Consider the following 14472-nt stretch of genomic DNA (forward strand, 5'->3'; position numbering starts at 1 on the left):
TTTCAAGGCTTGCGGCTTTAACCCAGCGGCAAACAAGTGAAATATTGCTTTTTCAGAGCGGATCCTACGGAGTGTTCATTCATTGAGTCATCAAGGGGAAATGCTTTCAGCCCAGGGCATTTCTTCTCTTTCCATGTGGTTCTCAACTACTGTTCTCCATCATCGGTATCTTGTATTTTAGTCCATTAACGCGACTAGTTGTTATGTAAGATACTTGCTAGTATATATACTTTCAAATCTAATTGTCAAGGCTTTATTGAATTCGATTCAATTGTTTTTTTAACGATTTCACATCACGCATTGTAATTCCGAACTCAGATGCCAATTCTACGTAGGTGGAATCCTTCTCTTTTTCAATGAAATCATGAAAACTTACCCCAAATACATCTCTACTTCCATATGCACGATTATGTTTATCACTAAATTTCATCTTTTTACGCTCCTTTTTTGCTACACTAGTATCTATCCTGTCCCTTTTTTGCCTGTTTCTTTCAAAAATAGCAGGAATTTTTTTCACTTTTGTAGAAAAAGAAAGTTTGATCAAAAAAATAAGGAGGACAAAACTTGGTTCACAAAGTACATATTTTTCTTATTGCCCTTTTATTATTTTCTACCATTTTTTCTTTTTTAGATCCTTCCACCGTGCAGGCTAACAGAACGGTCGTTGTGGCAACCGATGTATTGAACGTGAGGGAGACCCCGGATGCAAATGGCATCATCATTTCGAAAGTACAACGAGGTGAATCCTACCCGGTTGTAGACAGCCAGGGAGAATGGTTGAAGATTCAAGTCACTTCCTCAAAGTCCGGATGGGTGGCGTCGTTTCTTGTCACCGAAAGCAGCGATGGTGCCCGTTCCACGGCATCAAGATCAAGCGAGGGTGCCAATGTACAAGTTCTAACCGATGACCTTCGTGTTCGCTCAGGACCTGGTACAAACTTTTCTGTAGTCGGTTTTCTTCATGCAAACGCGACATCCGTGCAATACCTAGAGGAAAATGAAAACTGGGTAAAAGTTCATTTCGACGGAGTAGAAGGTTGGGTCGCCAAAGAGTTTGTGACGATTCTGGCCAAAAAGAAGGAAGAACAACAGACTGAAACAGAAGAGTCAATCGAAGAAACCGAAGGACAAACTGCCACTATCACAACAGATGGGTTGAACATCAGGAGTGAACCTTCTACACAAAGCGAGGTGCTGGGTACTTTATCAAGTGGTCAGCAAGTAGAAGTTCTTGCAATCCGTGGAGAATGGTTGAATATTTCTTTTAACGGGACAGTCGGCTGGATACATAGTGATTATGCAAATATTAGCCAACCCTCATCTGATTCTGGCACACAAGGCTCAGGTTCACCAAAAACGGAGGCAACCATCAAAGTGGCAGGTCTGAATGTAAGAAGTGAACCAACTCTGAATGGAAAAGTATTGGAGCAACTACCACAGGGTACAACAGTCAGTATTATCAGCGAGAGAAACAACTGGTGTGAAATACAATATGACAATGGCAAAACGGGCTGGATTGCTGGATGGTTTCTTGAAAAAAGCGGTGTATCATCACCAGCTCCATCCCAAAGCAGTGATGGAACCATTATAATCGTTGATGATGCCACCAATATCAGAAGTGCACCTTCCACCGATTCCAACGTGATATTACGTGCAGACGAAGGAGAAGAATTCTCTATTGTTGCTGTGGAAGACAACTGGTATAAAATAAAGCTTCATGACGGATCAGAAGGTTTTGTTGCTGGATGGATTGTTGCGACGAAAGGAAACGCGACCAGCATAAAAAGAGCTGGTGCAGAACAATATTTAACTAATAAGGTAATTGTCATCGACCCTGGTCATGGTGGCCGAGATGTTGGAGCAATCGGTGCACAAGGAACCTTTGAAAAAGATCTAACACTTAGAACTTCCTTGCTTTTACAAGACAAATTGAAAGCTGCCGGTGCGACAGTTTACATGACTAGAATGTCTGATACTTCGGTTCCTTTACAATCTAGACCTCAAATGGCGAACTATCACGGTGCAGATGCCTTTCTAAGCATCCATTATGATAGTATTGATGATTCGAGCGTCACTGGGACCACTACTTACTATTATGGCTCTTCAGATCAAGACCTGGCGGACAGTGTGCATTCTTCCCTAGTACAATTTACGAATCTACGAGACAGAGAAGTGCGCCAAGAAAACTACTTAGTATTAAGAGAAAGCATGCAACCTTCCCTGCTTTTAGAACTGGGATATATCAGTAACCGCGGAGAGGAAATTACCGTCCTTACAGGTGATTTCCAAGAGCGGGCATCTACTGCAATTTATCAGGGATTGGCTCAATATTTTAGAGGGAATTAAACAGGTGTGAAAAATGAATGGAAGAGGACCTTTGGATTTAGAGGTCCTCTTTTTTGTTATTGTAACTTCTTCGGAGGTTATTGTGACTTTTAGAAAAGCTATTGTAACTTTTTCAAGGCTTATTGTGACTTTTCGATCGGTTATTGTAACAATATTACAATTTGACCAACTCTCCTCCCCACCAGCCCACAAAAAAAGCCGGTCGCATACCTACTAAGGCACGTAACCAGCTTCAAAATCATTTACTTTCCACAATTAACGTAACCGGTCCGTCATTGACGAAATCCACGTCCATCATAGCACCGAATCGACCAGTCTCAACCGTTATACCTTTTCCGCGCAACTCTTCGTTAAACGCTTCATAGATAGTTTCTGCGTGGTCGGGCCTTGCCGCGTCCATGAAATTAGGACGGCGCCCCTTTCGGCAGTCGCCATATAAGGTGAACTGAGAAACGGACAGTATTTGACCTTTCACGTCAAGTAATGAAAGATTCATTTTATCCTGCTCGTCTTCAAAAATACGGAGGTTTGCCACTTTTTCCGCAACATATGCTGCATCTTCCGTACTATCCTCATGCGTAACGCCAACGAGTAGCATCAATCCACGATCGATTTTTCCTACTACATCGCCGTCCACACGTACTTCTGCTCTTTTTGCTCTTTGCAAAACAACCCTCATTCTAACAAAACCTCACTAACTTACTGCATTATTCTGCGTACAGCATAAATATCGGAAATCTGTTTAATCCGCTCCACAACTTTATGCAAATGGTTGATATTATGAATCGCAATAGCCATGTGGATCGTTGCCATTTTATTTCGATCAGAACGGCCGGAAACTGCTGTAATATCAGTCTTCGTCTCGTTAACCGCCTGCAACACTTCATTCAACAGGCCTCTGCGGTCGTAGCCTGTTATTTCTATTTCCACATTGTACTCGCGGTTGTCTTTCACATCGCTTTCCCAGTCCACATCAATGAGTCGGTCGGTCGTGCCTTCCGCTTCAACGTTTGCACAGTCTGCACGGTGAACGGACACACCACGCCCTCTTGTGATGAAACCTACAATCTCATCCCCAGGTACAGGATTACAGCACTTAGAAAGGCGAACAAGCAAGCTGTCGATTCCTTGCACGACCACACCTGCGTCTTTGCGTTTTTTGACTGGTGCTGTTTTCTTTTTCTCGGCATTTTCCGTGATATCTGTGATTTGTTGTTCTTTATCACGCTGACGACGCTGCTTTTCAGTCAAACGGTTTGCCACTTGAAGCGCAGTGATTCCGTTATAGCCGACTGCGGCAAACATATCATCTGCAGTCATAAAGTTGAACTTTTCCGAAACACGGTTAATGTTTTCTGAATTCAAGATTTCCTTCAGGTCAAAGTCCATTCCCTTGATTTCTTTTTCAACAAGGTCACGGCCTTTTTCCACATTTTCCTCACGACGTTGTTTCTTGAAAAACTGACGGATTCTATTCTTCGCCTGGGAAGTTTGAGCAAGCTTTAACCAGTCCTGACTTGGTCCGTAGGAATGCTTAGAAGTCAGAATCTCAATGATGTCACCAGTTTTCAATTTATAATCCAATGTAACCATCTTGCCGTTCACTTTGGCACCAATCGTTTTATTTCCGATCTCAGAGTGAATACGATAAGAGAAATCAATCGGCACAGATCCGCTAGGAAGCTCTATAACATCGCCTTTAGGTGTGAATACAAACACCATATCAGAGAAAAGGTCAATTTTTAACGACTCCATGAATTCTTCAGCATTTGTCGCATCATTTTGCCACTCGAGAATTTCGCGGAACCATGTTAATTTTTCCTCAAAAGATGCGCGGTCATCGGCTTCTTTGTCCTCTTTGTACGCCCAGTGTGCAGCAATTCCGTACTCTGCTATCTGATGCATGTCGCTTGTACGGATCTGCACTTCCAAAGGATCTCCCTTTGGTCCGATTACAGTTGTATGCAAGGACTGGTACATATTAGGCTTTGGCATGGCAATATAATCTTTGAAGCGGCCAGGCATCGGTTTCCAGCATGTGTGAATGATTCCAAGGACGGCATAACAGTCCTTAATGCTATTCACGATGATGCGGACAGCTAATAGATCGTAAATCTCGCTAAACTGCTTGTTCTGTTTAGCCATTTTACGATAGATGCTATATATATGCTTAGGGCGACCGGAAAGCTCCGCAGTAATTTCCACTTCTTCCAGACGGTCGTTTACTTCATTCATAACCTCGGAAATATACTCTTCACGCTCTGCTCGTTTTCGTTTCATCAGGTTAACGATTCGGTAGTATTGTTGTGGATTCAGATAACGTAAGGCTGTATCTTCAAGCTCCCACTTAATTTTACTGATTCCCAATCGATGGGCAAGCGGCGCAAAAATTTCAAGGGTTTCGTTTGAAATCCGGCGTTGCTTTTCTTGTGGAAGATGCTTTAAAGTCCTCATATTATGAAGTCGGTCTGCAAGCTTAATTAAAATGACACGGATATCCTGAGCCATTGCAACGAACATTTTTCGATGGTTTTCCGCTTGTTGCTCTTCTTGGGACTTGTACTTAATTTTACCGAGTTTCGTCACACCGTCCACAAGCATAGCCACTTCGGCATTAAAGGCTTCCTTGATCTCCTCCAAGGTAACGGACGTATCTTCTACCACATCATGAAGAAACCCAGCCGCAATGGTGGATGGATCTAGATCAAGGTCCACAAGGATTCCTGCGACCTGTATTGGATGTATGATATAAGGCTCACCGGATTTTCGATACTGTTCTGCATGAGCGTTTTTCGCAAACTCATACGCTCTTTCCAAAAAGGCAATGTCCTCACCCTTTAGATAGCGCCTCGCATTATCTATCACCTGGTCTGCAGTTAATACTTGCTCATTTGCCATATTTCTACTCACCTTTTTGACTTTCTTTTTTTATTTTACTAGACGTATCCTATTAAAAAAGCGCAAGCGCCTATTATATTCATCTTAATTTCTTACCATTATGGACAGAAATCTTTCGTTCTTTACTTGAATAGAACAAAAAAGTATATTGTTTTTATTATCGTGAAATTTTATGTAGATGTAAAGAGATTATGAGGGAAAAATAAAGATTTGTCGACAGATTTTTCAGGAATTGGTGTAAAAAATATACTTTTCTAATAAAAGCAGTCTTTTTACCTATCATTTCATTTTATTTATGTTAACAGGAAATAGTACTAGGCCCTTATCATTATATATGAAAAAAACTAGAGCAATCCGATTGCCCTAGTTCTTTTTTAAAATTAGTATTTCATTAATGTAAGAATATCGAATCCGTCTAATTTGCTGCGTCCATCCAAGTAGGATAGCTCGATAAGGAATGCAATACCTGCAACTACTCCGCCAAGCTCTTCAACAAGCTTGATTGTCGCTTCGATTGTACCACCTGTAGCCAGTAGATCATCTGTAATCAAAACGCGTTGACCAGGCTTGATCGCATCTCTATGGATAGTCAGTACATCTTTACCGTACTCCAAACCGTATTCCACACGAGCTACTTCACGTGGAAGCTTTCCTTCTTTACGAACCGGCGCAAAGCCAACTCCTAAAGAATACGCTACCGGACAACCGATGATAAATCCACGTGCTTCCGGTCCAACAATTAGATCTACCTCTTTATCGCGAGCATATTCAACGATTTGGTCTGTTGCATAACGGTATGCATCACCATTGTCCATTAACGTTGTAATATCCTTGAACTGTATACCAGGTTTTGGCCAATCAGGAACGATTGTTACGAATTTCTTTAAATCCATCTTCTATTTTCCTCCTATGAATGAACAGTGCATTGCTTGGTTAGATGCTGATCAAACCACACTTTTAATTGTTTATATGAAGAATATAAAAACAAGTTTTCAAGCATCACTTGCTGTTGCTTTTTACGATAAGTTGGAGACTCTTCAAAGTCCCTTTTTTTCGCTGCATGGTTTAATGCGATAAAACCCTTGTCTATTGTAACAAATTCTAAGTCAAAAAACACCTGTGATATGAAATCTACCGTTTCTTTTGACCAGCCTCGATGCTTGGCAATATCTTCTGCATGTTTTCTAAGATCAAATGATCCTTTTTTGGCAAGTAATGCGTAAAACCATTTAAAGTGTTCCCTCGTCGGGATGGTAGAAAAGAAATGATTCTCCTTTTGATAGAAGGAAGCATAGATTCGCTCAGGTGTACTGGTTTGTAATAAAGTGGACAGGTGCTCTTCCTCAGATGGAATATCAAGGATTACAACATACTTCCCTGTCAAATCCATATCAGCATTCTCTATAAACATACTTGCATATGGTCGTAACTCATCATGGAGATTTATTTCTTCCAAAGTATTTTCATTAAAATATAGGATGTGGAGTTTTTCCTTATCTATTCCATTTAATGTTTGATTTAACTGTTTAATGGAACGGATATCAAAAAGCTGCCAATCTGTCACTCTGATATCTTTTAAAAATAGTTGCGGCTTACGAAAATTGTTCCACTCATTTATAGAAAGCTCTCCTAAAACGTCAAGGGATGCCCCTGGAGAGACATGGTGATAGGTTTCCCCAAAGCCAAAACCTACGCAATCAAGGGAACTTCCTTCCTGTTCGATAACTAATTTCAGGTGATTGCTTTTGTTTCCAATCTGACGAATTTGCTGTGGCAGTACACCTTTTACTAGCACTTTCGGTTTCGGATTGGCCACACCGAATGGGGCAAGCATTTCCAACTGCTCTATTGTAGCAAGTGTTACCTCACCCACCGTGCATTCGATATCCACTTCAGTAATAGGCGTAAAATCTTCTTCTGTCAGGATTTCTAATGCCTTTTGATTCATTCTTTGTCTGAGATCATTTACATCTTCTATTTTCACAGTCATCCCGGCTGCCATTGGATGTCCTCCAAAATGAGGCAAAATATCCCGGCATTCCGAAAGGTTTTCAAAGAGATCAAAGCCTGCGATGGAACGGGCAGAACCTTTTGCCAACCCTTTATCCTCATCAAAGCTAAGTACGATGGTCGGTCTGTAAAAGCGATCCACAAGGCGTGATGCGACAATCCCGATCACTCCCGCATTCCAATTAGTTCCCTCCACAATAATAAAACCATTATCTTCAGGCGGGTATTTCTCTTCCACCTGTTGAATGGCTTCTTCGGTAATTTGGGTCACAATTTGCTGTCTCTCTTTGTTGTAACTTTCCATTTCCTCCGCAAGCATTTTGGCTTCTTCCAGATCATTTGTCATGAGAAGATGAACTGCCGGGTCTGCATTATCCAGGCGTCCCACCGCATTGATTCTCGGTCCGATCGAAAACCCTACTGTCTCTTCTGTTACCGTATGCAATTCCACTCCGCATTTTTGAAGAAGCGCCTTCAGTCCGACACGTGTGGTCTGTTGCATCTTTTTGATACCTTTAGACGCTAGTAATCTATTCTCGCCGACTAACGGGACCAAATCAGCAATAGTTCCGATGGCCGCCACATCAAGAAGGTGCTCCGGGTTTTTCCCTAGTAGTGCATGTGCTACCTTGTAGGCAACCCCAACGCCAGCCAGATCATCAAATGGATAGGAGCATGTTTCTTTTTTAGGGTGAATGATTGCATAAGCATCAGGCAATTCGGGTCCTGGCTCATGGTGATCGGTGATGATAAGATCCACCCCTAGTTCTTTCGCCACTTTAGCCTCATAGAGGGCGGAGATTCCTGTGTCGACTGTGATAATGACAGAATATCCGTTTTCTTTTGCTTGCTTGAAGGCATTTTCATTTGGTCCGTATCCTTCTGTAAAGCGGTTTGGGATATAAAAATCAACCAGTGCACCGACTTCTCGCAAAGCAGTCACCATGACGGTGGTAGAGCTGACTCCATCTGCGTCATAGTCGCCAAACACAAGGATCTTCTCTTCTTTTGCAATCGCTTGATTTACTCTTTCTACAAGCTTGTCCATATCTTCCATTAAAAAAGGATCATGAAACTCTTGATCATTTGTATATAAAAATTCTTTTGCTGCATCTATCGTGTCAAACCCTCTGTTTACCAAAAGGGTAGCAATAAGAGGGGCAATATCCAAAGATTCTGCTAGTTGATCAACCAGCTCTGTATTCGATTCACTTACATTCCATCTCGATTTAGAAGCTAACACACTAATTCCTCCCTTAGCCTATCTAATTATACAAGAGAGTTGTATTAGCTTCAATGGGTGTAAAAAAGGTACCTGACCCCAAAAACAAGCATTGAAGATTCTTTCTACACACACTGCTGGGGTCTGGTACCGCCCTTAAGCTCTTGGTACCACCCTTAATCTCTTCTATACACTCAACAAAAAAACACAGGTCCACTATCTCGACCTGCGTCTCTCCCCAACTGAACCTAACGTATTTTCCTTATCCTCAACCACATGTTCGCCCGCAGCTGTTTCCCCAGAAACACCAACATGCTTCTGCTGCATCTGCCGTTTAACTTTGATCACCTGATAGATCCCGATAGACCCGGCAATCACAATACCCATCAAAGTCGAAAATAAAATGACTAACACCAACGGCCATTCCGCTGTACCGAATAAGTAATTCACTTCGACAGGCGCTACATTCAATACCGCAAAAATGGCGACTACGATTGTGAAAAGAACACCTGCTAAAAGATACCATTGTGTCTTCAATTTAAACTCCCCCTTCTGAAATTATTCATAGTATGGATTGATATGCACGAACACATCCTGAACTTCTCTATTTTCAACGAGTTTCGCCTTCACGTTTTTACCTATTTTATGACCATCTTCCACCGTAATGTATGGATCAACGGAAATTTTTAAATCAATGATGACATAGTGACCATGTTCCCTTGCATGAAGGCTGTCAATTTTCATCACACCAGGTACAGTTAAAACAACTTCACGAAATTCTTCTGTATCTTCCTCATGCATGACATGGTCCATCGTATTGTGAATAGATTCCGAACCAAGCTGCCAGGAAATCTTTATAATCATGATAGCTACCACTATCCCGGCAACCGGGTCAAGATATACTAACCAATCAACTCCGATATACCCTCCCAAGACAGCACCGGCAATACCTATTAGAGCTGCGATGGAGGAGAAGACATCTGATCTATGTTCATATGCATTGACGATGATGGCGTCACTCTTTATTCTTTTTCCCAAATTGTACTTATATCGAAACATTATTTCTTTAACGATGATGGAAAAGACAACGACATAAATAGCTAAAACTTTTGGTGCCTGGATTGGTTCAAAAAAAGCCTGAAAAGACGATTTACCAATTTCAAACCCGACAATCAATAAAAGAACCGCGACAATAATGGCAGCAATATTCTCCGCCTTGCCATGTCCATATGGATGATCTTCATCAGGTGGTTGCTTGGCTGCCCTTAAACCTATGTATACTGCCAAAGATCCTGCAACATCAGATGCAGAGTGAACCGCGTCCGCAACAAGTGCCCGACTGTTGGCAACTACTCCAGCCCAAGCTTTTAATCCGGCCAATACAATGTTACCGACCACCCCGACCAATGCTGCAAATTCGGCCTTCTTAAATCGCTCATTATGTTCCATTACGACACCCCTTTGCATTCTCTACTTTCTATTGTACCCGAAATAAGGCAAATCCTTCTAAAAAACATAGAAATAAAAATGTCACAGCGCATGTATCTTACGCTGTGACAACTCTCATTATACTTCTGGCTCCGGATCTTCTACAGAAGCTTTTTTAGGTCTACTAATTTGTTTGTATTTCCATTTCATCCATAGCTGTGCTGCAATGAATAAAGAAGAATACGTACCGACAATCAACCCTACCAATAACGCGATGGAGAAGTTGGTAATCGACTCACTGCCGAAAATAAGCAAAGCGATAACCGCAATTACAACAGTCCCTACGGTATTGATAGATCTAACGAAGGTTTGTTGCAAACTCTTATTCACGATTTCTTCAAGGTCTTCATATGTTTTAACCCGCTTTTTCTTTTTCAGATTCTCACGGATTCGGTCAAACGTAACTATCGTATCATTGATCGAGTAACCGACAATGGTCAACAGGGCTGCAATGAAGGTGATATCCACTTCTAGTCTTGTTAAACTGAAGAACGATACAATAAAGAAAGCGTCATGGAACAATGCCACAATGGCAGCAAGTGCAAACATCCATTCAAATCGGATGGTTACATAGATGATGATTCCAACAGCCGCTATCAGAATGGCAAAGAAAGCATTCCTTGCAAGTTCTTGACCAACAGTTGGAGAAACCGTGCTAACACTTGGTTCCGAGCCGTATTTATTTTGCACATACTCTTTAACTTCCGCTATCTCTGTTTGTGAAAAATCATCCACATATCTTGCAACAGCAATTTCATTATCATTTCCTGCAAGAACCACATCTTTTGGTTCTAAACCAATGGAAGCCAGTTCTTCTGTAATTTCCTCAGCTGTCAGGCTTGTCTCACTTAAAATTTCTACCCTTGTTCCACTAGCAAAATCAATTCCAAGGTTCAAGCGGAAGACAGCAAGCACTATAATCCCGGCAACAATCAAAGCACCTGAAAGCATAAAGAACTTTTTACGATGCTTCAAGAAATCCCAATTTTCAAATCGGTTAGGTGGCTCCGTATTTTCATCTGTCATATTGATATCAAGGATATCTTCTTTTTTCACACCGAATAGATGTGGTTTATTATTCATAAATCTGCTGTTCACCCACAGGCCAAGCAATAGTCTTGAACCAAAAACAGCGGTAATGAAGCTCAATAGGATACTCACAATCAACATCGTCGCAAATCCTTTAACAGAGCTTGTTCCATAAACGAACATAACACCTGCTGCAAGGAGCGTAGTCAAGTTGGCATCCAAAATGGTTGAAAACGAGTTTCTGCTTCCTGCACGGAAGGCAGACATGGCAGATCTGCCAAGTTTTAATTCTTCTTTAATTCGTTCATAGGTGATAATATTGGCATCAACTGCCATACCTACACCAAGTATCAACGCGGCAATACCAGGCAAGGTAAGTACCCCATTCATCAATTCAAACACTAGCAGAATTAAGAATATATACGTACTCAAGGTGACAACCGCCACAAGGCCTGGCAAACGGTAGTATACAAGCATGAAAATCAAGATAGCACTTACACCAATAATTCCTGCAAGAACCGTTTTCTGAAGTGCAGTTTCCCCGAATTTAGCACCTACAGACGTGGAATAGATTTCTTCCAATTCAACAGGTAAGGACCCTGCTTTCAATAGCTCGGCAAGCTCTTTAGCAGATTCAATGGAAAAGTTCCCTGTAATCTGCACGTTTGTTTCATTTAATACCTGTGTTACCTGGGCTGCGGAAAGATATTTAGGATCCTCTTTTCCAGCCTCGGCTTCATATGAATCCACACCTTCTTCAAAATCCAACCAAATAACCATCAGGTTGCGCCCAACACCCATATCGCGGACCTGACGGGTAATATCAGCAAATTCAGAAGCAGAACGAAGCGTCAGAGCCACACTTGGAGCGTTGTTTTGGTCAAAGGACTGACTTGCTCCCCCTTCTGCTAGTGCTGAACCATCCATTAGTAACTTGTCATCCACATCACGGAAGGATAATTTTGCTTCTGTGGATAGAAGTTCCCTTGCCTTGGACTGGTCTTCCACTCCGGCAAGCTGGACACGGATACGGTCATCGCCTTCGATTTGAATGTTCGGCTCACTAATCCCTAAAACGTTTACCCTTTTATAAAGGGCACTGACCGTACTTACAAGCAAATCACGATCCACTTCACTATTTTCATTGATAGGTTTTACTTCATAGAGGACCTCAAAGCCCCCTTGAAGATCAAGACCAAGTTTAATATCTTTTGTAATTGGATTCGTAAACACTCCAATTGTGCTTCCAATTAGAATTAGAAGTAAAAAGAATGCTGCTATCCGTCCTCTTTTGACCATTCGTGAAAAATCCTCCTTCTGCACTTACAATCGATGAAATGTCTTCCGTTTTATGGACACTTGGCTTCTTACATGCTTCACGTAAAATTATGTAAAATAGTTAATTAAAGCCGTTGCAATGCCATCATGTACCATTATGATTCATCCATTAATGCCTGTCAATTTTTGCTGAAAATTTAATCTTTTTGAGACGTGAAATAGTTTGGTGCTTTATACGCTTCGATGGTGATGTAACTCATATAGTCGGTGATCGATAAGCTGTACACATCATTGACCAGTTCAAACAGTCTTTTTGTTTCGGGGCGCTTCCATTTCTTTTTAGTCAAGCACTCCCACAATTCGTCCTCAGATACGGTGTCATAGCCGAAAAGCTGAAATTCCTCCAGCTTGCTCTGCAAAATCGGACCCAGGTCGTACCGGAAAAGGTCATAAGCATGTTCATTGGTTTCTTTTTTCATTGTTGATTGAACCCCCATTCAATTCACTCTCTCATTATAATGCTTATTTCTGATAACCTTCTTTCCTTTCCTAGCACCTTGATAATACTTGTCATGCTTGGCCCACTCTTGTGCATATAGATAATTGTATATGATAAGTCAGTAATTGAGAAGGCAGGGAATGGCATGACAAAGCAAACATTTTTAAGAGGGACCTTAATTTTAATTATTGCCGGTTTGATCACAAGGGTGTTAGGGTTTGTCAACCGGATAGTGGTAGCAAGGTTTATCGGGGAAGAAGGCGTGGGACTTTACATGATGGCCGTTCCTACACTTGTACTGACGATAACCATTACCCAACTTGGTTTGCCTGTTGCCATTTCCAAATTGGTAGCAGAGGCGGAAGCCCAAGGGAATCATAGGAAGATCAAAAAGATTTTGGTCGTATCCCTTGCCACGACTGGAGCACTAAGCATTATCTTCACTCCCGCCATGATTCTCCTCGCTCCTTACTTATCCAATAATCTATTTACAGATCCAAGAACCTATTACCCATTGATGGCTATAGCACCTGTCGTTCCGATTATCGCCATCTCTTCTGTCCTACGCGGCTATTTCCAAGGAAGGCAGAATATGAAACCATCCGCCATTTCACAGGTCATTGAACAGGTGGTCAGGATTTCCTTAGTTGCTGCTTGTACAAAAGCATTGCTTCCATACGGAATCGAATATGCAGCAGCAGGCGCCATGCTTTCCGCAGTCGTTGGAGAACTGATGTCCTTGCTTTACATGCTCTTTGTTTTTAAAAATAAAAAATCTTTCCGTTTGCGTCGAAAGTTCTTTAACTATGTTGGCGAAGGAAAAGAGACATTCCGTGATTTGATGCGGATTGCCCTTCCAACTACGGGAAGCAGAATGATTGGTTCAGTTGCTTGGTTTTTCGAACCAATTGTCGTTGCCCAAAGCTTAGCTATTGCCGGTGTGGCAACTGCAATGGCCACCAAGCAGTACGGAGAGCTAGTAGGGTTTGCACTTCCATTGATGATGCTGCCGTCCTTTATTACTTATTCCTTATCCACCGCCCTCGTTCCTGCCATAAGTGAAGCAGCTGCGAAAAAAAACAGTATTCTTATTGAACATCGCCTTCAACAAGCATTAAGGCTTTCCTTTGTTACAGGCGGACTCGCAGTGGTACTTCTTTTCGTATATGCGGAGCCTATCATGTTATTAATGTATGGCAGCAGCAAAGCGGCCATCTATATAAAAGTCATGGCCCCATTCTTTTTGTTCTATTATTTCCAAGGACCACTGCAGGCCACTTTGCAGGCATTGGACCTAGCAAAAGCAGCCATGATCAACAGCTTCATTGGCGCCGCAGTGAAAACAGCTGTTATCTTTGTTTTGGCCAGTAAGCCTGCCTTTGGGATTATGGGAGCGGCACTTGGGATTGTGATTGGAATGATGCTTGTTACCTTGTTGCATATGGCAACCATTATGAAGGCCCTTAACTACTCGCTGTATATCCGCGATTATGTAAAAAGCTTCATTACCATGGGGATTTGTGTCATTGCAGGAATGTGGATGGTCGACCATTTCCTGCTGGGCCTTGGCGTGGGTCAACGGAGTGGATTGATGATTATCCTTACATGCATTCTGTATTTGGTTCTATTATTGGTTTTGGGATTAGTAAAAAGGGAAGAACTTGCAAGGCTGCCATTCTTGAAAAAGTGGCTGGCGAGGTAG

General features: G+C 41.9%; 11 protein-coding genes and 1 other annotated feature (1 of these 12 cut by a window edge). Of the genes, 2 read left to right on the plus strand and 9 right to left on the minus strand.

Annotation, left to right across the window (positions count from 1 at the left end; all coding sequences use genetic code 11):
- Nucleotides 1–172: a binding site (T-box leader), on the minus strand; it reaches 145 nt to the left of the window's first position.
- A gap of 81 nt (nt 173–253) precedes the next feature.
- The gene (locus tag B4U37_RS15795) at nt 254–430 is read right to left on the minus strand and encodes a hypothetical protein (RefSeq protein WP_010196002.1); all 177 of its coding nucleotides are present in this window, start codon (nt 428–430) and stop codon (nt 254–256) included.
- Nucleotides 431–564: 134 nt separating this feature from the next.
- Here B4U37_RS15795 and B4U37_RS15800 point away from each other — a divergent pair, with 134 nt between their 5' ends.
- Nucleotides 565–2346 (plus strand): N-acetylmuramoyl-L-alanine amidase family protein, encoded by a 1782-nt coding sequence (locus tag B4U37_RS15800; RefSeq protein WP_088018966.1) that lies wholly within the window; start codon nt 565–567, stop codon nt 2344–2346.
- Nucleotides 2347–2584: 238 nt separating this feature from the next.
- Here the strand turns inward: B4U37_RS15800 and dtd are convergent, their stop codons facing one another.
- From dtd to B4U37_RS15840, 8 genes are all read right to left on the minus strand, one after another.
- The gene (gene dtd / locus B4U37_RS15805; protein ID WP_088018967.1) at nt 2585–3025 is read right to left on the minus strand and encodes a D-aminoacyl-tRNA deacylase; all 441 of its coding nucleotides are present in this window, start codon (nt 3023–3025) and stop codon (nt 2585–2587) included.
- A 20-nt stretch (nt 3026–3045) separates the two neighbouring features.
- Nucleotides 3046–5244: a RelA/SpoT family protein gene (locus tag B4U37_RS15810; RefSeq protein ID WP_088018968.1), complete on the minus strand. Its 2199-nt coding sequence runs from the start codon at nt 5242–5244 to the stop codon at nt 3046–3048.
- Nucleotides 5245–5624: 380 nt separating this feature from the next.
- Nucleotides 5625–6137, minus strand: coding sequence for an adenine phosphoribosyltransferase (locus B4U37_RS15815; RefSeq protein WP_010195994.1), 513 nt, complete (start codon nt 6135–6137; stop codon nt 5625–5627).
- A 14-nt stretch (nt 6138–6151) separates the two neighbouring features.
- A complete protein-coding gene (gene recJ, locus B4U37_RS15820) occupies nt 6152–8497 on the minus strand; it encodes a single-stranded-DNA-specific exonuclease RecJ (protein WP_088018969.1) in 2346 nt (781 codons plus the stop codon).
- Nucleotides 8498–8692: 195 nt separating this feature from the next.
- The gene (locus B4U37_RS15825) at nt 8693–9013 is read right to left on the minus strand and encodes a LapA family protein (protein WP_088018970.1); all 321 of its coding nucleotides are present in this window, start codon (nt 9011–9013) and stop codon (nt 8693–8695) included.
- A 21-nt stretch (nt 9014–9034) separates the two neighbouring features.
- Nucleotides 9035–9925, minus strand: coding sequence for a cation diffusion facilitator family transporter (locus B4U37_RS15830; RefSeq protein WP_088018971.1), 891 nt, complete (start codon nt 9923–9925; stop codon nt 9035–9037).
- A 117-nt stretch (nt 9926–10042) separates the two neighbouring features.
- Nucleotides 10043–12292, minus strand: coding sequence for a protein translocase subunit SecDF (gene secDF, locus B4U37_RS15835; RefSeq protein ID WP_088018972.1), 2250 nt, complete (start codon nt 12290–12292; stop codon nt 10043–10045).
- Nucleotides 12293–12468: 176 nt separating this feature from the next.
- Nucleotides 12469–12750: a post-transcriptional regulator gene (locus tag B4U37_RS15840; RefSeq protein WP_088018973.1), complete on the minus strand. Its 282-nt coding sequence runs from the start codon at nt 12748–12750 to the stop codon at nt 12469–12471.
- Between the two features lie 165 nt (nt 12751–12915).
- Between B4U37_RS15840 and spoVB the strand changes: the two genes are divergently transcribed.
- Nucleotides 12916–14472, plus strand: coding sequence for a stage V sporulation protein B (spoVB, locus tag B4U37_RS15845; protein ID WP_088018974.1), 1557 nt, complete (start codon nt 12916–12918; stop codon nt 14470–14472).

The organism is Sutcliffiella horikoshii, from assembly GCF_002157855.1.
GTDB lineage: Bacteria > Bacillota > Bacilli > Bacillales > Bacillaceae_I > Sutcliffiella_A > Sutcliffiella_A horikoshii_C.

Bases quoted from the DNA above. Each gene is read 5' to 3' on its own strand.
- B4U37_RS15795 (WP_010196002.1), bottom strand. From the start codon at position 430: ATGAAATTTAGTGATAAACATAATCGTGCATATGGAAGTAGAGATGTA.
- dtd (WP_088018967.1), bottom strand. From the start codon at position 3,025: ATGAGGGTTGTTTTGCAAAGAGCAAAAAGAGCAGAAGTACGTGTGGAC.
- B4U37_RS15810 (WP_088018968.1), bottom strand. From the start codon at position 5,244: ATGGCAAATGAGCAAGTATTAACTGCAGACCAGGTGATAGATAATGCG.
- B4U37_RS15815 (WP_010195994.1), bottom strand. From the start codon at position 6,137: ATGGATTTAAAGAAATTCGTAACAATCGTTCCTGATTGGCCAAAACCT.
- B4U37_RS15830 (WP_088018971.1), bottom strand. From the start codon at position 9,925: ATGGAACATAATGAGCGATTTAAGAAGGCCGAATTTGCAGCATTGGTC.
- secDF (WP_088018972.1), bottom strand. From the start codon at position 12,292: ATGGTCAAAAGAGGACGGATAGCAGCATTCTTTTTACTTCTAATTCTA.
- B4U37_RS15840 (WP_088018973.1), bottom strand. From the start codon at position 12,750: ATGAAAAAAGAAACCAATGAACATGCTTATGACCTTTTCCGGTACGAC.
- spoVB (WP_088018974.1), top strand. From the start codon at position 12,916: ATGACAAAGCAAACATTTTTAAGAGGGACCTTAATTTTAATTATTGCC.